The sequence below is a fragment of the Paenibacillus flagellatus genome (genome assembly GCF_003217775.1).
Taxonomy (GTDB): domain Bacteria; phylum Bacillota; class Bacilli; order Paenibacillales; family NBRC-103111; genus Paenibacillus_AB; species Paenibacillus_AB flagellatus.
In genome coordinates this window covers 1-18,913 of the sequence record NZ_QJVJ01000011.1, presented here as the reverse complement: position 1 = coordinate 18,913, position 18,913 = coordinate 1, and the positions used below count along the sequence as shown (strand labels likewise).

Below are 18,913 nucleotides of genomic sequence, written 5' to 3'. Positions count from 1 at the left end.
CTTTCGGGAGGTTGGCTCCATGGATAACGAACGTTTCGACGAATTCGACGACGCGCTGAACAACAACAAGCGCGAGCAGATCGGCCGGGAATCCGGACGATCGTACGACGAGGAATACGCGACGGAAGTCGCGCCTCCCGCGATGCTCGGAGGGGCGAACCGGAACGCGCTCAACCGGACCGACGCCGAACCGGTTCAGCCGGTACAGCAAGTCGCCACCCGCTCCGAGGAAGGCTCGACGGTGCGAACGGGCGGTCAGACGATCGGCTGGATCGCGCTGGCGCTGGCGATCGCTTCGCTGTTCGTTTATCCGGCGCTTATGGGCGGAACGGCGATCGTCCTGGGCATCATCGCTTACGTGCAGGGGAGCCGCTCGCTCGGCGCATGGTCGGTCGTTATCGGCGGTATCGCCCTCATTTCGTATCTCGTGTTGGTTCCTTATTATACGTAGCGATTCGTGGAACGCAAAAAGCACCGATTTCGGTGCTTTTTCGTCGTGTGCCGCTTCCCGCGGCGAAACTCAATCGTTCGACTGCTTCCGGGTAATGCGCCCGAGCGTCTGGATGACCGCTACGACGCCCGTATCGACAAGGGCGGCGAGCAGCGCCAGCGTAAACCAATCGGCGTTGCCTAACGAATAATACAGCAAGGCGTGGCCGGCAAGCAAAAAGACGAACGTCCATAGCAGGTTGATCCGGTTTATCCATTCCAGCAAGGCTGTTCCCACCTTTGCGCGCGAATCGAGCTACTACCAGTATGCGCCATCGATGCCGCCGGTATTCCCTTTTCAAGGAAGCGGCTTCTCCGCTTGTCGCGCGTAACATTCCGCCGTTTCGGCGGGCAGCTTCGTTTTGCGCAGCAGCAGCGCGAGCGTGAAGGCGAGTGACGCTACGATGGCGAAGGCTAACCAAAACGAGCCGTGGAGCACCGTCTCCATCAACAGCAGCGACACGATCATCGCGATCAAAGGGGAGTACAGCCATACCCGGAAAATGCGCTTGACGATCGGCTGCCGGAACAGGGAGGTGCCGATCGACTCGGTGCCGACGCCCATAATCGCCATCGTCGTCGCTTGCGTCAGCGGAACGGGAAGGCCGAACATCGAGGCGATAATGACGAGCGTCCCCGAGGTGAAGGAAACGACGCTGCCCTGCATGAGCGTCAGCTTCGTAATTTTTTTGCCGTTCGTCTCCAATACCCGGCCGCCCATCGCAATCGCTCCCGCCGCCATGAACAGCGAGCCGAGCGCGATTCCCGCGCCGGTTCCAATGAGCCCCGCTCCGACGATCGGCCCGATCGCGTTCGCGACGTTATTCATGCCGGCCGAGAACGCTTCGTAGCAGCCCATCGCGATGAGGCAAGCCGAAAGCAGCTTCGGCGCCGCGCCGGGCAGAAGGCGGGCGAGCAGTCTCTCGACCGGACGCGACGCCCGGCCGAGCGCGTAGGCGATAGCGAACGCCGCGAAAGGCAGGACGATCCAGACCGCGACCATAAAGGCGACGTTTCCCCAATACACGTTCCGAAACGCGATCCCGACGCCGACGATGCTGCCGACGGCCACCTCGCTCGTCGACAGCGGGATCCCGATCCGATTGGCGGAAAACAGCGTGATCGCGGCGGACAGCAGGATGACGACGCTCGCCTCGATCGAGATCATCGATTCCGGGATAATCCCTTTGCTGATCGTCGTGACGACTTCGCCGCCGCCCAGCATCGCTCCCGCTACCGCGAAAGCGGCGACAAGCCATACGGCCGCGGTCCGGCTTCGCAGCGCGCCTCCCCCGTATGCCGCTCCCATGGCGGCTGCCGTACCGCTCGCTCCTATGTTGGCCGCGAAAAAAAAGGCGGTTGCAAACGCAATAATGCCAAGCACCACAGCAATCCTCTCCTATTCGGTCCGGTTTACCGGTTCCTTAGTTACGATATGGGAACGTCGCCTACCGGGTGAACGCGGATCAGCCTATTTTTACGAATCGATAAGAAAAACTGATAAAGCGGCATTTCCATAAGCGGACTCCGAACTACGGACTGTTCGTCCGGACGAAAACGGTGTACAATAGGTGAGAACTTACTTGTCGAAACGAGGCTGGACCATGAGCATCGATCCGAGAATGATCCAACAGCTGCTGCGGCTTCAGTTCCAACCGGGCAATCCGCTGTCGTCATCCGGCGGTACCTCCGCCGATTCCTCCGACTTCCTGACGCTGCTCGACTCGCTGCTCGCGACCGCGTCGGCCGAGCCGTCGGCGGGGAACGCCTCCGCGTCGAACGGGGGACGCGCCGGTGCGGCCGGCTTGCCGATGGCGGCCTATACGGCCAATACGGCGCTGCACAGCATGCAGCGCTCCGCTTACGGACCGTCGAGGCCGGGCGCCTACGATCCGCTGGTGGCGGAAGCCGGCGCCAAGTACGGCGTCGAGCCCAGCCTGATCAAGGCGGTCATCCATCACGAATCGTCGTTTAATCCTTACGCGGTTTCGTCGGCGGGGGCGAAAGGGCTTATGCAGCTAATGGACGGAACGGGAGAAGGGCTCGGCGTATCCGATCCTTTCGATCCGGCGCAAAATATAGATGGCGGCACCCGGTTTTTGTCCGGCCTGCTGCGCAAATACGACGGCAACGAAGCGGTAGCGCTGGCCGCCTACAACGCGGGCCCCGGCAGAGTCGACAGGCTCGGCATCCGGACGGACGCCGATTTGCGGGACAAGCTGCATTTGCTCCCCCAGGAGACGCAGCGCTACGTCCGCCGGGTATTGGATACGAAGCTGCAGTATGCGGCGCTATAGCCATAAGCGGACCGTGCGACGGGCCGAGGGCGAGGAGCGATCGACCGGTTTTTCTCGAAACCGGCTCGATCGTCTTTTTTGCTGTCGGTCTCGGGCGAGGGCCGCGGATTTCGAGTGAAATAAAGGAGAAAGACGGATGCTATATTTCGACCATTGCGCCACAACCCCTCCATACGAGGAAGTCGTCGATGCGGTGCGGGAAGTGATGGATCGCCATTTCGGCAATCCGTCCTCGATCCATCGGATCGGGATCGACGCCGAGCGTCTGCTCGCGAAGGCTAGAGAACAAGTCGCCAGGCTGCTCGGAGCGCATCCCGACGAAATCGTGTTCACCTCCGGGGGCACCGAAAGCAACAACTTGGCCGTAATCGGAACGGCGCTGCAGCACGGAGGACGGGGCAAACATATCGTCACCACCGCCATCGAGCACGCTTCCGTATCTGAATGCTGCGTTTATCTCGAGCGTCTCGGCTACGAGGTGACGTACGTGACCCCGGACGGGACGGGGCGGGTAACCGCCGAGGACGTATTGGGCGCGGTGCGCGACGACACGATTCTCGTCAGCGTCATGCATGTCAATAACGAGATCGGCACGATCCAGCCGGTCCGCGAAATCGGGGCCGCGCTGCGCGACAAGCCGCGCGTCCTGTTCCACGTCGATGCCGTGCAGAGCGTCGGCAAAATTCCGGTGCAGCCGGCCGAATGGGGCATCGATCTGCTCTCGGCGTCGGCTCACAAAATTCGCGGACCGAAGGGAAACGGCTTCCTATACCGGCGCAAAGGCGTTACGCTGCAGCCGATTCTGATTGGCGGCGGGCAGGAAGGGGGAGACCGGTCCGGCACCGAAAACGTGCCGGGCATCGTCGGGCTCGCCAAAGCGTTCCGGATGACGATGGAACGAAGAGAGGCGGCGTTCGCCCGGCTAATGGAGCTGCGCCGGCAGCTGCTGGACCGTCTCCAATCGATTCCGGATCTTGTCTACAACGGCTCCGCGACCGAGACGGACATGGCCCCGCACATCGTGCACGTTTCCGCGCCGGGCTTCAAGTCCGAGGTCGTCGTGCATGCGTTGGAAGAGCACGGCATTTATATTTCCACCAAGTCCGCCTGCTCGTCGGGCGAAGACCGGCCCAGCCGCGTCCTGCTCGCCTGCGGGGCGGATCGCGCGCGGGCGTCGAGCGGGCTGCGCATCAGCATGTCGGCCGACCATACGGCGGCCGAAATCGACCGGCTGGCGGATGCGCTGCAGCAAACGGTGGAACAGCTAAGGAGGTACCGGTGAACGACGTTATATTGCTCCGCTTCGGCGAGCTCATGCTGAAAGGAAGAAACCGGGCCCGCTTCGAAAACCAAATCGTGCAGCAAATCAAACGGGTGCTGAAGCCGCTCCCGAACGCGGTGCTGCGGACGGAATCGTACGGGCGCATGTACGTCGAGCTGAACGGGGAGCGGTTCGAGGCTGCGGCGAAGGCGCTCGAAAAGGTGTTCGGCCTTCTGTCGTTCAGTCCGGCGATCAAGACCGAGTCCGCGCTTGAACCGATCCGGGAGGCGGCGCTCCGGGCGATGAGCCGGCTGCCGGTCAAGCCGGAGACGTTCAAAGTGAGCGTCAAACGCGTCGACAAGCAATTTCCGCACGATACGTTCGAAATGCACCGGCTTGTCGGGGGACACGTGCTCCAGCATGTCGAAGGGCTCAAGGTAGACGTGCACGATCCCGACGTCGAGCTGCGCATCGAAATACGCCAAAACGAAACGTTCGTCTATTCCGAATCGGTCCCCGGACCGGGCGGTTTCCCGCTCGGCAGCAACGGCAAAGCGATGCTCATGCTGTCAGGCGGCATCGACAGCCCCGTCGCCGGCTGGTTCGCGATGAAGCGGGGGCTGCGCATCGAGGCGGTTCATTTCCACAGCTACCCGTATACGAGCGAACGGGCGAAGCAGAAGGTGATCGACCTCACCCGGGTGCTGTCCGATTACGCGGGCTCGATCATGCTCCATCTCGTCCCGTTCACGGACATTCAAACCCGGCTGAAGGAGACGTGCCGCGAAAATTTGCTCATTACGCTAATGCGCCGCGCGATGTTCCGCATTACGGAGCAGCTGGCCGAGAAGCGCGAGGCGCTCGCCATCGTGACCGGCGAAAGCTTGGGACAGGTGGCCAGCCAGACGCTCGCCAGCATGAACGTGATCGGACGCGCCGCGACGCTCCCGGTTTTGCGGCCGCTCGTCATGATGGACAAAATCGACATTATGACGATCGCCGAGAAGCTCGAAACGTTTCCGATCTCGATTCTTCCGTACGAAGACTGCTGCACGCTGTTCGTGCCGAAATCGCCTTCGACGAATCCGAGTCTGAAGGTGGTCGAGCGGCAGGAGGAATGGATGGAGGATTGGCTTCCGGAGGCGATTCGCCAGGCGGTGGACAAGACGGAGACGATGTGGATCAAGCCCGACGACAAGTCGTCCGAGGAAGACCGGTTGTTTTGAGGAGGTCGGCGATTCCGTGGACGGTTCCGAGGACGATTTCATTCGCATAGCCTGTACCCGCGTCGAATAAGGTACAATGTATGCGATTTTCCGTCGTATCCGACGAAACGTTTTCGCGTCGCGGCCGTACGGTTCCGGTATAGCTTCCCGTTCGCCGGCGGGGGTCGGCGGCGGCTTATGCTTTCATGCGATTCAAAGCGGGAGGATTGCTCATGTTGGATTGGTTTTTGCTGTTTCTGCAAATTATGCTGATCAATATCGTGCTGAGCGGGGATAATGCGGTCGTCATCGCGCTCGCCAGCAAAAATTTGCCGCTGCATCAGCGGAAGCAGGCGATTTGGTGGGGGGCGTTCGGCGCGATCGGCCTGCGTCTCGTCTTGACGGTCGTGGCCGTCTACCTGCTGACCGTGCCCTACATCCAAGCGGCGGGCTCGCTGCTGCTGCTCTGGATCGCCGTCAAGCTGCTGGCGGACGACGACAGCCACGCACACGTCAAGGAGGCGTCATCGCTCGGCAAGGCGATCTGGACGATCATCGTCGCCGACTTCGTCATGAGCCTCGACAACGTGCTGGCGATCGCGGCGAAGGCCGAAGGGAACATCCCGGTCATCATTTTGGGGATCGGGCTCAGCATTCCGATCATTATTTGGGGCAGCACGCTCGTCATGAACCTGCTGAACAGGTTCCCGATTCTCGTCTACGCGGGCGCGGGCATTCTCGGCTATACGTCGGGCGAAATGTTCGTCAGCGACGAGAAAATGCAGCAGTACGTCCTGCATCACAACAACACCGCGCATTGGGTCATCCCGGTCGTGACGACGGTATTCGTCATTCTCGCCGGTTTCATATGGAAACGGACGCATTCGGCCGCTGGCAGGCCGGCTTGAGCGTTCCCGAAGCGAAACAACCTCCGGAGCTGTCCGGAGGTTGTTTTTTTTGCTTCGCGGCTTCGTCGGCCCAACCGACGTCATGGTCCGCGCCCGGCACAACGGCGGCTTCGAACCCCGTTCAGGGCGGACACGGCTTCGCACTTGTCGGATTACGGATACGGTTGTCCGCCCATGTAACCTTTTCGCGCCGGCTTCGTCTATAATGGAGGAAGAACGGCAGGGGAAACGGAAAGGGGAACCGAAGTGGATAATCGCATCTACGGGCGGAGCCGGTGGGCCCGCTGGATCGGAGCCGCGCTGATGGTCGCGGTTCTATGGGCGGCGTTCGCCGCTGCCGCCGTCGAAACGGCTTTCGCGCAAAAAGGGCCGATCGACATCGTTGTCGAGCCCGGCATCGACGGCAAAATGAAAAACGGAAAATGGTTTCCGGTCAAGTTTACGTTGACGAACAAGGGTGACGACGTGTCCGGCGAGCTGGCCGTGCGGATGACGGGAGACCCGAACGGCGGGAGAAGCGTCGTATACGCGCAGCACGTCGATTTGCCGCGGCAAACGACGAAGGTCGTCTGGATGACGCTGCCCGGCAAAATGATGAATGCCAACAACAATATCGTCCTTTTTTACGACAAAGGGGTCGATCAAGGCTCGCCGGTTCCGTTCTCGCAAGGCAACGTATCGATCGAGACGAAGCCGATATCGCCCGAAACGCTCTTCGTGGGCGTCGTGGCGCGCGATCCGGATACGCTCAACTTTTTGTCGCTGCTGAATCAGAAAGGGTACCAGGTCCAGACCGTGAGGCTGCCGATCGCCGACTTCCCGTGGGAAGCGACGATGCTTGACGGGCTCGACGTCATCGCGTTCAACGACGCGCCGACCGACGCGCTGAAGCCGGAGCAGGCGAAGCAAATCGCGGCGTGGGCGGAGCGCGGAGGCAGGCTGGTGCTCGCCGGCGGGGCCGGCTATGCGAAGACGGCGGCGGCGTTCGGCGAATGGTCGCCCGTCACCGTGTCGGGGACGACGGCCGTCACGACGTTGGACGAGTTCGCAAGGGCGACGGGGAAGGAGCTGCCGCTGAACGGTGCGTTCACGGTGTCGTCGGCGACGGTGAAGGATGGGGAGACGCTGTATGCGGAGAAAGGGGTTCCGCTCATCGTCGAAAAGCGGCATGGTCAAGGTTCGATTACATACGTCGCCTACGACCTGGCTCTTCAACCCGTCGCCTCGTGGACCGGGAACCCGGCGATATGGGAACGGCTGCTGTCGGGCTCCCTCGTATCGAACGGAGCGAGCAGAGGCCCCATGGGGGCGTGGGACAATATGTGGGAGCTGAACAACGCGCTGGAACAGTTCCCGGAGCTGGTCCCTCCCGCTTACGGCGTGCTGACGCTGCTGTTTCTCGTCTATGCGATCGTGGTGGCGCCCGCGCTCTATTTGGTGCTGAAACGAATCGACCGCCGGGAATGGGCGTGGTTCGCCATCCCGTCCATCGCCGTCGTGACGAGCGTGCTCATCTATGCCGTCGGCGCCTCCGACCGCGGCTCGACGCTCGCTCAGACGCTCGCCGTCAACGAGCTTTCGGGGACCGGCAGCGCGACGCGGATGGCCGCCTCGTCCGTATTCGTCCCGAGCGGGGGCGACTACGAGATCGAATGGAGCGGCAAACGGAGCATTTCGCCGTTTATGGTCAACGACGGACGCACGCTGCAGGGCGGCAACGCCGACATGATTATTCGCACGGACGCCGAACGGACGGTAGCCTCGTTCGAGAACGTGCCGTTCTGGTCGGTGCGCAAGGCGTTCGGCGCGCAGGAAGCGGTGTCCGATGCCGGCAAGTTCGACTATTCGATCTCTATCGACGCTTCGGGCGTCAAGGGCGAAGTGACGAACTTGACAAAAGGCGATCTGTACGAAGCGGGACTGTTCTTCGGCTCGCAATGGGTTCGCATCGGCGACATGAAGCCGGGCGAGAAGAAGCCGTTCCAATTGTCGCCGGCCGCTTCCCCCGGCATGCCGGGTGGAGATTGGGGGAACTACGTTTTTCCTTATCAAGGCAATCGGGATATGAATCAGCGCGAGCGGTCGCTATTGAACAGCTACTCCCAGTCGAAATGGAACGGCCCCGTCAACTCTCGTCAGCTCGAGCCGACTTTGATCGGTTTCGCGAAGTCGAAGGAAGCGTTGTTCAAAATCGACGGCAAGCCGGTCGCGAGCGAGCGGATCGACATGTTCGTGCAGCGGCTCAAGCTCGATTTCGTGCAAGGCGATCGGGTGTTCATCCCGCGCGGCATTCTTACGCCGTTCGTGGAGACGAGCAACGTCACGCATATGAGCTCGTACTTTAACGGGGGCATCGACGTGGGCAAGGGCGACTTTACGATCGTGTTCCGGCTTCCCGAACGAAAAGAATGGCAGTTCGAAAAGGCGACGCTGTCGATGGCGCAGCAGCCGTCGTTCGCGGTGGAGCTGTGGAACGAGAGCAAGCAATCGTGGGCCCCGCTGCAGGGAGGGAAGACGGAGCTGACCGCCGAGCAGCTGAAGGAAGCGTTGACGGGCGGCAACGGCATTCGTCTTAAAGTAACGAACAGCCAAAACGGCGGCCGGTTCAATTACCCCGATTTGACCGTGGAAGGAGCTGTCAAGCGATGATCGAAATCCGGGAGCTGACGAAAACGTACGGCAACTTTACCGCGCTCAACCGTCTCGATCTGACGATCGACAAAGGAACGGTGTTCGGCTTCGTCGGCCCGAACGGGGCGGGCAAGTCGACGACGATGTCCATCTTGGCGACGCTGCTTCTTCCGACTTCGGGGACGGCCAAAGTCGGAGGGTACGAGGTGACCGAGTACCCGAAAGAAGTGCGGCGGCTGATCGGATATATGCCGGACTTCTTCGGCGTCTACGACAATTTCAAAACGACGGAGTATTTGGACTTTTACGGCGCCAGCTACGGCATTCCGCGTTCCGAACGGCTCAAGCTCATTCCGCAGCTGCTCGAGCTCGTCAATTTGACCGATAAAGCGGACTTCTACGTCGATTCGCTCTCGCGCGGCATGAAGCAGCGGCTCTGTCTGGCGCGCTCGCTCGTCCACGATCCCGAGCTGCTCATTCTCGACGAGCCGGCGTCCGGTCTCGACCCGAGGGCGCGCATCGAGATGCGGGAAATCTTGAAGGAGCTCAAGACGATGGGCAAGACGATCATCATCTCGTCGCACATTTTGCCGGAGCTCGCCGAGATGGTCGACGAAATCGGCGTTATCGAGAACGGAGTGCTGCTCGCGAAAGGGAAAGTAACCGACATCCAGCAGCGGATGCGGGCGAACCGGGTGCTGCATATCCGGTTCGTAGACCGCGAGGAGGACGCGGTCGCCTTCTTGAAGGAGCTGCCGCTCGTATCGCTCGTCCTGCACGACGAGCTGGGCGTGCACGTTCATTTCGGCGGTCGGGACGAGGAGCAGTGGGAGCTGCTCAAGCTGCTCGTCTCCGGCGGCTACAAGGTGCTGTCGTTCAGCGAGGCGCAGACGGACCTGGAAGACGTCTTTCTGGAAATTACGAAGGGGGTGCGGGCATGAGCGCCTGGAGGCAAAAGTGGATCAATCCCGTGCTCGAAAAAGAATTCCGGCTGCGCATGCGCACGATCCGTTCGCCGCTTGCGCTGCTCGCCTATTTGATCGTCATCGGGCTTCTCGCGCTCGGGTACATTTATATGGAGATGCACAACCGCGGCGTCCGCGGGTTCAACCCGGAGTCGAGCCGGATGCTGTTTTACTTTTTGAGCGGCGCCCAGCTCGTGCTCGTCTGCTTCATGGCGCCGGGCTTGACGGCGGGCGTCATTAGCGGAGAGCGGGAGAAGCAGACGCTGAACATATTGCTGACGACGCAGCAAAGCTCGGCGACGATTATTTTGAGTAAGCTGTTTTCGGCGCTCAGCTTCATGTTTTTGATCGTGTTCGCGACGCTGCCCGTTTACAGCATCGTGTTTTTGTTCGGCGGCATATCGCCCGGGCAGCTCGTGTCCGTGTTCGCCTTTTACGTGCTCGTCATGATCGCGCTCGGCTCGATCGGGGTGCTGTTCTCGACGCTGCTCAAAAAGACGGTCGTCTCGCTCATCGTCACGTACGGCGTCGGGCTGTTCCTGTACGTGTTTACGGGGCTGGCGGCGATCTTCATCATGGCGGTGACGAACAGTTCGGCAAGAGAGCTTGCAGGTTTGCTGATCGGAGTGAATCCGATGGCGGCGATGATCAGCATTTTCGAGCCGAATTTCTCGGAGGAATTTTTTCGCAACGGCTGGGCCGGCCTGAAGCTGTGGCATTTGTTCGTGCCGTTCCATGTCCTGATCTCGATCGTCGCGATTTTGCTCGCGATCCGCTTCCTGCGGCCGCGCGGGAAGAAGCGGACGCTGTAATCGCGGACTTCGGGCCAAGCCGAGTCTGACCAAGCCGTACGCTCGAAAGGAGATGTCCCATGCATACGGAACAGTTGCTGCAGCATGTCGCCCGCGTGCGCAGACGGCTAATCGTGCTGCGCGTCGTCCGGTTCGCCTTGATCGGCCTGCTCGCGGGAGCCGCGGCGGCGGTCGCGCTCGCGACGGTCGGTCGGTTCGCGCCGATCGCCCACGTCCGCTACGCGGCGGCCGGTCTCGTCGCGATCGGCGTCGCGGCGGGTATTGTCGGAGCGGCGTTCCGTCCTCCGGGAGAGAGGGAGGCCGCCGGCGTGATGGACCGGGTCGGCGGCTTGGAGGAGCGGATCGGCACGGCGCTCGCACACCGCGGATCGGATTCGCCGGTCGCTCGGCTGCAGCGGGAGGAGGCGCTTCGGTTCGCCGAGACGTTCGCCCGCGAGGCGTCCGCGCGGCTGCCGCTTCCCCGCCAGCCGAAGACGGCGGGGGCGGCCGCGGCACTCGGGGTCGCGCTCGTGCTGCTGCTCGCGTGGCCGAATCCGATGGACGACGCGATCGCGAAGCGGCAGGCGGAGAAGCAATGGATCGCCGAGCAGGCCGAGCAGGCGGAGCAGAAGCGCGAGGAGCTGAAGTCGCAGCAGCTGCCCCCGATCGGCCTCGACAAGCTCGGCCGCGAGCTCGAGTCGCTCGAGCAAGGACTGCGCGACAGCGATACGGCGAAGGAAGCGCTCGACGAGATGGAGCGGGCGATGAAGAAGCTGAAGGAGCAGGAGGACGCCTGGAAGAAGGAGATGCGGCAGGCGGAGCAGTGGGCGAAGGCGTGGGAGGCGAACCCGGCTTTGAAGGAAGCCGGCGCCAGCCTCGCGTCGCTGAACCGCGAAGGGCTCGACGCCGCGCTGGACGCGTTCGGACGGGAGGCGGCGCGGATGACGCCGGAGCAGAAGCGGGAGCTGGCGGATGCGCTCGACAAGCTGGCGACGACGGCGGCGGCGACCGACGAAGAGGTGCGGCGCAAGCTGCAGGAGGCGCTGGCGGCGCTGGCCGCGGAAGCGCGGGAGCAAAGCGGGGCGGGCGCGGAAGCGGGCTTGAGCGAGGAAGGATTGCGGGCGCTTCAGGAAGCGCTTGCGCAATCGATCGCCTCGCAGCTTTCGCAGCTGCAGCTTGCCGCGCAGGCCGGACAGCTGAGCGGCCAAATCGCGCAGGCCGGGCTGCAGGCGGCTCAGCAGATGTTGGCGCAGGGCATCGCCCCGCCGTCCGCTTGGGGCGCGGGCGGTATGGCCGCCGGCATCGCCGCGGCGGCTCCGCCGGCGGGCGGGCAAGCCGTCCCCGGCGCCGGCAGCGGCGCGACGCCCGGCCAAGGGGGCGGCGGCGGCGCGCAGCCGGGCTCGGGCAGCGGCAGCGGAAGCGGCTCCGGGAGCGGCACGGGTACGGGCGGCGGCTCGGGCAGCGGCAGCGGTGCCGGCGGCACCCCGGGGGGAGCGGGCGGCGGCGTCGGCGGACTCGCCGGCGGTACGGGCAGCGGCTCGCGCGGCCTCGTGAGCACGCCGCGCACCCCTACCGGAGGCGGCGAGACGCAGGTCGACGGCGGCCCGTCGCGAACGGGCGTCGGCGACATCCAGCAAGGCGGGTCCGCCCCCGCCGTCGACGGCGTTTCGCGGCCATACGAGGAAGTGTACAAGGAATACGAGACGGAAGCGACGCGGTCGCTCGGCCGGTCCGAGCTGCCGCAGACGATGCAGCAGCTCGTGCGCGACTATTTTACGGAAATTCAACCGAACCGGTGACGAGGGGAGCGAATCGATCATGATCGAATCGAAGGAACAGCTCGGGCGGCAGCTCGAGACGGTGGAGGCGATCCGTCGGGAAATCGGCCGCGTCATCGTCGGCCAGAAGGACATCGTGGAGCAGATGCTGTGGTGCCTGTTCGCCGGCGGACACGCTCTGCTGGAGGGCATACCGGGACTCGGCAAGACGATGCTCGTACGGACGATCGCCGACGCGGTCGACCTGTCGTTCTCGCGCATCCAGTTCACGCCGGACTTGATGCCCGCCGACATTACCGGCACGAACGTCATCCAGTTCGGCGGACAGGGCGAGACGACGTACCGGTTCCAGCGGGGACCGCTGTTCGGACACCTCGTGCTGGCCGACGAGATCAACCGGGCGACGCCGAAGACGCAGAGCGCGCTGCTCGAGGCGATGCAGGAGAAGACGGTGACCGTCGGCTCCGAAACGTATTCGCTGCCGAAGCCGTTTTTCGTGCTCGCTACGCAAAATCCGCTCGAGAACGAAGGCACGTACCCGCTGCCGGAAGCGCAGCTCGACCGGTTCCTGCTCAAAATCAACGTCTCGTACCCGACGAAGGACGAATTGAAGGAAATCGTGCTGCGCACGACGTCGCCTACGGCGGTGCGGGCGGAAAAAGCCGCGGACGGGGAAGCGATCGCGGCGATTCAAGAGACGGCGAAGCATATGCTCGTCGCCGACGACGTGCTCGATTACGCGGTCCGGCTGCTGATGGCGACGCATCCCGACGAGCCGGATTCGCCGGAATCGGTCAAGCGGTACGTCCAGTACGGCTCCGGTCCGCGCGGCATCCAGTCGATCGTATCGCTGGCCAAAGTGCGGGCGCTGTGCGCGGGCAGGCTGAACGTCTCGTTCCACGATGTGGAGCAGGTGGCGGTTCCGGCGCTGCGGCATCGGTTGTTTCTCAACTTCGAAGGCCAGGCGGCCGGGAAATCGACCGACGCGATCTTGCGCGACGTGCTCGCCGCCTTGGAGTCCCGCCGATGAGCGGCGAGGCGCTCGGACTGGACACGGAGATGCTCGTCCGGCTGGAGCGGATGTCGATTATGGCCAAAACGCGCGTCCGCGGAACGATGCAGGGCCGGCGCCGGTCGCGTCAGCAAGGGGCGTCGCTCGATTTTGCCGATTACCGGCTGTACGCGCCCGGCGACGATATTCGCCAAATCGACTGGAACGCGTACGGACGAAGCGGCAAGCCGTTCGTGAAGCTGTTTCACGACGAGCAGGAGCTGCAGGTGCGGCTGTGGGTCGACGTGTCCGCATCGATGGATACGGGAGGCGAGTCGTCCGGAGGGGCCAACAAGCTGCGTTATGCGAAGACGCTCGCCTCGTGCATCGGCTACATGGCACTGGCCGGGTACGACCGGGTCGGCGCCGGGCTGTTCGGCGACCGCGTCGCCGCGACGCTGCCGATGATGCGGGGCAAGTCGTCCGCCCACCGGCTGTTCCGCTTCTTGGCGGATGCGCCGGCGGGACGAGAGGGCGACCTTCACCGGGCGCTGTCGCAGCCCGGCGAGCTTCCCCGGCGGCCGGGGATGACGTGGCTGTTTTCCGACTTCTTGTACGAATCGGGCGTTCGGGAGACGCTTCGCCTTCTGCTCGCCGCCCGCCAGGAGGTCGTCGTCGTGCAGGTGCTGTCGCCGGAGGAGCTGCGTCCTTCGTACGAGGGGGATTTGCGGCTGATCGACGTCGAGACGGGCATCGGCAAGGAGGTCGCGATGTCGCGCGGCGTGCTCGGAGCGTACCGGGAGGCGCTCCGGGCGTACACGGAATCGCTGCGCGGGTTTTGTCACGAACGGGGCATCGCGTACGCGATCGCGCCGACCGACGTTCCCGCGCTCGAATGGCTCGCCGTCACGATGCGCAAGAGCGGCGTGCTGCAATAGTCCCGAATCCCGTCCGGAAGGAGGTAGTCGCCCATGCATTTCGATTCCGCCGCCGCCTTATGGTTCGGCTTGTCGCTGCCGGCGATCGTGCTGCTTTACTTGTTCAAGCGCAATTATATCGATACGCCCGTCTCCAGCCATCTGCTCTGGAACCGCGTGCTGAAAGAATTGGAGGCGAACCGGCCGTGGCAGAAGCTGCGCTCCCGGCTGCTTATGATCGTCCAGCTGCTCGTCGCGGCGATGCTTGTACTCGCGCTGATGCAGCCGTGGGTATGGTCGGAGCGGAAGGCGAAGGGGCATGCGGTCGTCGTGCTGGACCGGTCCGCAAGCATGACGGCCGCAGCCCCCGCAGCGGAAGGCGGCGAGCCGGAAAGCCGGCTCGAGCGGGCGAAGCGGCTCGTCACGGACTGGATCGAGAGCGACGCGTCGGAAAGCGCGGTTACCGTCATCGCGATGGGCGGGCAGGCGGACGTGCTGCTGACGAGGGAGACGGACATCGGCACGCTTCGCGAAACGATCGCGGGAGTGGAGCCGTCCTACGGGAAGACGGCGTACAAGGAGGCGATGTCGCTTGCGGCCGCGTTGACCCGGGGCGATGCGGACGCGGAAATTCGCGTGTTTACGGACGGGCAGTTCGCGGAGCCGGCGACGGGGCTGTCGTTCGACGTGCCGGTAACGGTCGTGTCGACGGAGGAGGCGGGGAAGGCCGCGCCCGGCAACGTGTCGGTCGCCCAATTCGGGGTGAAGCGCGCCCCGACGTCCGAGAGCGGGGAGACCGCGGTCACGGCCGTCGCCACGATTAAAAATTGGGGCGACGCGCCCGCCGCCGTCGAGCTTTCCCTGTACGCGGGCGGAAGCTTGGCCGAAGTCCGAAAGGCGACGGTCGACCCGGGCAAGACGGCGTCCGTTTATTTCGAGCGGCTCGTAGCGGCGGATTGGTACAAGCTGGACGCCGGCGGCGCCGACGCGATGCGCGCGGACGACGTGTCCTACGCGTTTCTCGAAGGGGATCGGCCCAAGAAGGTGCTGAGCGTCGGAACCGGCAACCTGTTCCTCGAAAAAGCGCTGCAGCTGGCCGGCGCCGAAGTGACGAAGCTCGCCCCGGACGACGCGCAAGCATGGATCGATACGGCGAGGGATGGAAACGGACCGGACGCGATCGCGATCGATGCCGTGGACGCGTCCGTTCTCGCCTCGGAGTCCTGGCAAAAGCTGCTGGCGTCGAAGCCGGTTCTGTACGTCCAATCCGGCTTCGAAGGCACGGAAGTGCCGGTGCCGGCGGGAGCGATAACGGTCGGCGACCATCCGGCGACCCGGTATTTGAAATTCCGCGACACCCACGTCGCTTCCGCGCTTCTCCCGAAGTCGCTATCCTGGGGGAAGCCGATCGTATCGGCGCAAAACGTGCCGCTCGTTTACGCGGGCGAGGAGAACGGCTTGCCGCGCATCGCGCTCGCGTTCGCGCTTCAGCGGACCGATTGGCCGCTGCGGCCCGAGTTTCCCGTATTCGTGCAAAACGCGCTCGAATGGCTCACTTCGGCCCAAGGCGGCAGCCTGGGACGCGCGGTCGCGGGCGAGCGCAAAGAAATCGCCGTGTCGCCGCGCGCCGCCTCCGCCGAATGGGTCGCGGAGGACGGGGGAGCGGCTGCCGGCACCGAGATCGAAACGTCGTCCGGCCGGCCGTCGCCCGTCCAGCCGGTACCGGCTATCCCGGGCCTTTACCGGCTCGTGGAGAAGGATGAAGCCGGCCATACGGTCCAAACCCGGTGGCTCGGCGTCATGCCGGATCCGGGCGAATCGGGGCGGGCGGCCGCGCCGCTGTCGTTCGGTCCCGATGCGTCAAACGGCGGCGAGACGAACGGGACGGGAGCGGCGGACTTGACGGACTCGACGGCCGAACGTGGGGCGCCGTACGCGCTCTGGCGCTGGCTTGCGGTGCTGGCGCTCGCTTTCGTCGTATGGGAATGGGGGGTGTACCGGCGTGGGGCTTCGGTTTGAATCGGCTTTATGGCTGCTGCTGCTGGCGCCGGCCGCCGCCTATATCGTCTGGGTGTGGCGCACGGCGACCCGGCTGTCCGGATGGCGCAAACGGATCGCCGTCGGCCTGCGCGGCGCCGTCGCGTTTCTTCTCGTCCTCGCGCTCGCCGGCTTGCAAAGCTTCTCCACGATCGAGCGCCAGGCGGTCGTCTTCGTCGCCGACCGGTCGGACAGCATAGCCGACGACGCCGCAATCGAGACGTGGATCCGTCACGCGGGCGCCGCCAAAGCGGACGACGACGCGGCCGGCGTCGTATCGGCCGGCTTGGACGCGGCGATCGAGAAAAGCCCGGACGAGACCGGCGTCGCCGGATTCGCGTTCGGCAGCGCGGTCGACAAGACGTTCACCCGTCTGGACGGGGCGCTCCAGCTGGCGGAAACGATGCTGCCGGACGACGCGTCGCCTCGCATCGTTCTGCTGTCCGACGGCGGCGAGAACGTGGGGGACGTGCTGAGGCAGGGGAAGCTGCTGCGGGATAAAGGCATACCCGTCGACGTCGTCCCGCTGCCGCCGAAGGAGCGCCGCGACGCCTCGGTAGACGCCCTGACGCTGCCGGAGAAGCTGTACCAGGCGGAGCAGTATGCGCTGGAGGCGACCGTGACGAGCACGTTCGCGGGGACCGGGACGCTGCGGATTTACGAGGACAACCGGGAACTATCCGCCGAGCGGGTCGATCTCGAGAAAGGGACGAACCGGTTCGCCCTGCGCGGGTTGGCGAAGGAGCAGGGCCTTCACCGGTACCGGGCGGAGCTGTACGCGGACGGCGACGAAGTATCGTCGAACAACGCGGCGTACGCGTTCAGCCGGGTGGCCGGCCCGCCGAAGGTGCTGCTGGTGGAAGGAACGCCCGGAGCCGCGGCGAATATGGCCGGCGTGCTCGATTCCGGCCTCGTCCCGTACGACGTCGTCCCGCCGGAGATGCTCCCGCAGGAGCTGACCGACTACACGGGCTACGATTCGATCGTGCTGGCCGACGTTCCGGCGACGAGGCTGTCCGAGAAGCGGATGGAGATGATCGAGCAGTCGGTGCGCGACTACGGCATCGGGCTCGTCATGACCGGCGGCGAGCACAGCTTCGGGCTCGGCGGTTATTTCAAGACGCCGATCGAGCGGGCGCTGCCCGTCTATATGGATTTGCGGGGCAAGCGGGAAATCCCGTCGCTCGCGCTCATGCTCGTCATCGACAAATCGGGCAGCATGGCCGGCGACAAAATCGCGCTCGCCCAGGAGGCGGCGTCGCGGACCGTGCAGCTGATGCGGGAGAAGGACACGATCGGCGTGCTGGCGTTCGACTCGGCGCCGTGGTGGGTCGTCGAGCCGCAGCGGCTCACCGACCCGAAGGCGGTGACGGATAAGATCAACTCGATCGCCGCCGACGGCGGAACGGAGATATATACGGCGGTGGAGCAGGCGTACGCGAAACTGCGGGACGTCGACGCGCAGCGCAAACATATCATCCTGCTGACCGACGGCCAGTCGGCGACGAATCAAAGCTACGAAGCGCTGGCCGAAAACATGGTCGGCGACAACATCACCTTGTCGTCGGTCGCGATCGGCGACGGCGCCGACACGCAGCTGCTGGAGAAGATTGCGCAGCTCGCGAACGGCCGCTACTATTTCACGAACGATCAGAGCACGGTACCGGCGATTTTCAGCCGGGAGGCGGTTCTCGTCTCGCGCACGTACATCGTCGACCAGCCGTTCGTCCCGGCGATCGGCCAGGCGGCGGAATGGAACGGACTGTTCGCCGGCGGCCTGCCGACGATCAACGCGTACATCGCGACGACGCCGAAGGAAACGGCCGAGGTGGCGCTTGCCAGTCCCGAGCCGGATCCGCTGCTCGCCCGCTGGCAGTACGGGGCGGGCAAGGCGGTCGCGTGGACGAGCGACTTGACCGGCAAGTGGTCGGGGGACTGGGTGAGCTGGGGCCGGTTTCCGGACGTCTTCAGCCGGATCGTCAAGTGGACGTTCCCGCAGTTCCAATCGTCCCCTTACGAGGTGACGAACCGTCTGAACGGCGGCGAGGCGACGCTCGACGTGCGCGGCGGCGAAGGCTACGACGGCGAGCTGAAGGCGATCGTAACCGACGAGGAGCTGAACCGGACGGAGGTGGCGCTCGAGCCGACGGCGCCGGGCGAATACGGCGGCACGCTGCCGGGGGCGAAGCCCGGCGTCTACTTGACGAGCATCGAACGGACCGGGGAAGGGGGCGAACGGACCGGAGCCGGCGTGACGACCGGCTTCGTCATCCCGTACTCTCCGGAATACCGGATCGGCGGGCTGGAGGGCGGGGCGGAGAAGCTCGCGAAGCTGGCGGAGCTGACCGGCGGCCGCGTGCTCGCGCTCGACAAGCCGGAGGAGGCGTTCGCCGCCTCCGCGTCGCCGAAGCGCACCGTCCGCGACCTGTCGCGCGCGCTGCTCGCGGCCGCGCTGGCGCTCTGGCTCGCGGACGTCGCCGTGCGGCGCCTACACGTGCCGTGGCGCCGGCTCGCCCGCGCGCTCGCGCCGGCGCGCGGCGCCCGCTCCGCGGCGCCCGCCGCCTCCGGCACCGCCGCGGCCGCGCTTGCGCGGCTCCGCTCGCGCGCCGCCGAAGCGGCCCCGCCGGCGACGGCCGCGCGCCC

General features: G+C 64.6%; 15 protein-coding genes. 13 read left to right on the top strand and 2 right to left on the bottom strand.

Features of this window, described 5'->3' with window-relative positions; genetic code table 11:
- The first annotated feature begins 19 nt into the window (after nt 1-19).
- A complete protein-coding gene (locus tag DLM86_RS22730) occupies nt 20-451 on the top strand; it encodes a hypothetical protein (protein ID WP_110842370.1) in 432 nt (143 codons plus the stop codon).
- A 69-nt stretch (nt 452-520) separates the two neighbouring features.
- Here DLM86_RS22730 and DLM86_RS22725 read toward each other — a convergent pair whose 3' ends face one another.
- Together DLM86_RS22725 and DLM86_RS22720 are read right to left on the bottom strand one after the other, a co-directional pair.
- Nucleotides 521-715: a hypothetical protein gene (locus DLM86_RS22725; protein WP_110842369.1), complete on the bottom strand. Its 195-nt coding sequence runs from the start codon at nt 713-715 to the stop codon at nt 521-523.
- A 72-nt stretch (nt 716-787) separates the two neighbouring features.
- A complete protein-coding gene (locus tag DLM86_RS22720) occupies nt 788-1,876 on the bottom strand; it encodes a sulfate permease (RefSeq protein WP_110842368.1) in 1,089 nt (362 codons plus the stop codon).
- Between the two features lie 217 nt (nt 1,877-2,093).
- Here DLM86_RS22720 and DLM86_RS22715 point away from each other — a divergent pair, with 217 nt between their 5' ends.
- The 12 genes from DLM86_RS22715 to DLM86_RS22660 form a co-directional block, all read left to right on the top strand.
- Complete coding sequence (locus DLM86_RS22715) at nt 2,094-2,786, top strand: lytic transglycosylase domain-containing protein (protein WP_110842367.1); 693 nt, start codon at nt 2,094-2,096, stop codon at nt 2,784-2,786.
- Between the two features lie 136 nt (nt 2,787-2,922).
- A complete protein-coding gene (locus tag DLM86_RS32805; protein ID WP_245954837.1) occupies nt 2,923-4,068 on the top strand; it encodes a cysteine desulfurase family protein in 1,146 nt (381 codons plus the stop codon).
- Complete coding sequence (gene thiI / locus DLM86_RS22705; RefSeq protein ID WP_281272183.1) at nt 4,065-5,273, top strand: tRNA uracil 4-sulfurtransferase ThiI; 1,209 nt, start codon at nt 4,065-4,067, stop codon at nt 5,271-5,273. The genes DLM86_RS32805 and thiI overlap by 4 nt, the downstream gene beginning before the upstream one ends.
- A 212-nt stretch (nt 5,274-5,485) precedes the next feature.
- Entirely contained in the window at nt 5,486-6,160 is a 675-nt protein-coding gene (locus DLM86_RS22700; protein ID WP_110842364.1) for a TerC family protein, read from the top strand.
- A 246-nt stretch (nt 6,161-6,406) separates the two neighbouring features.
- Nucleotides 6,407-8,809 carry a DUF4350 domain-containing protein gene (locus tag DLM86_RS22695; RefSeq protein ID WP_110842363.1) on the top strand — a complete coding sequence of 801 codons (2,403 nt, stop codon included), beginning with the start codon at nt 6,407-6,409 and terminating at the stop codon, nt 8,807-8,809.
- Nucleotides 8,806-9,732 (top strand): ABC transporter ATP-binding protein, encoded by a 927-nt coding sequence (locus tag DLM86_RS22690; RefSeq protein WP_110842362.1) that lies wholly within the window; start codon nt 8,806-8,808, stop codon nt 9,730-9,732. The genes DLM86_RS22695 and DLM86_RS22690 overlap by 4 nt, the downstream gene beginning before the upstream one ends.
- A complete protein-coding gene (locus tag DLM86_RS22685; RefSeq protein ID WP_110842361.1) occupies nt 9,729-10,568 on the top strand; it encodes an ABC transporter permease in 840 nt (279 codons plus the stop codon). Before DLM86_RS22690 ends, DLM86_RS22685 begins: the two co-directional genes overlap by 4 nt.
- A gap of 59 nt (nt 10,569-10,627) precedes the next feature.
- Nucleotides 10,628-12,346 carry a coiled-coil domain-containing protein gene (locus DLM86_RS22680; protein WP_110842360.1) on the top strand — a complete coding sequence of 573 codons (1,719 nt, stop codon included), beginning with the start codon at nt 10,628-10,630 and terminating at the stop codon, nt 12,344-12,346.
- Between the two features lie 19 nt (nt 12,347-12,365).
- Nucleotides 12,366-13,355 (top strand): AAA family ATPase, encoded by a 990-nt coding sequence (locus DLM86_RS22675; RefSeq protein WP_110842359.1) that lies wholly within the window; start codon nt 12,366-12,368, stop codon nt 13,353-13,355.
- Nucleotides 13,352-14,254, top strand: coding sequence for a DUF58 domain-containing protein (locus DLM86_RS22670; protein WP_110842358.1), 903 nt, complete (start codon nt 13,352-13,354; stop codon nt 14,252-14,254). Before DLM86_RS22675 ends, DLM86_RS22670 begins: the two co-directional genes overlap by 4 nt.
- Before the next feature lie 33 nt (nt 14,255-14,287).
- Nucleotides 14,288-16,252: a vWA domain-containing protein gene (locus DLM86_RS22665; protein WP_110842357.1), complete on the top strand. Its 1,965-nt coding sequence runs from the start codon at nt 14,288-14,290 to the stop codon at nt 16,250-16,252.
- A partial coding sequence (locus DLM86_RS22660) for a VWA domain-containing protein (RefSeq protein ID WP_110842356.1) occupies nt 16,236-18,913 on the top strand: 2,678 nt, incomplete at its 3' end. The genes DLM86_RS22665 and DLM86_RS22660, both read left to right, overlap by 17 nt.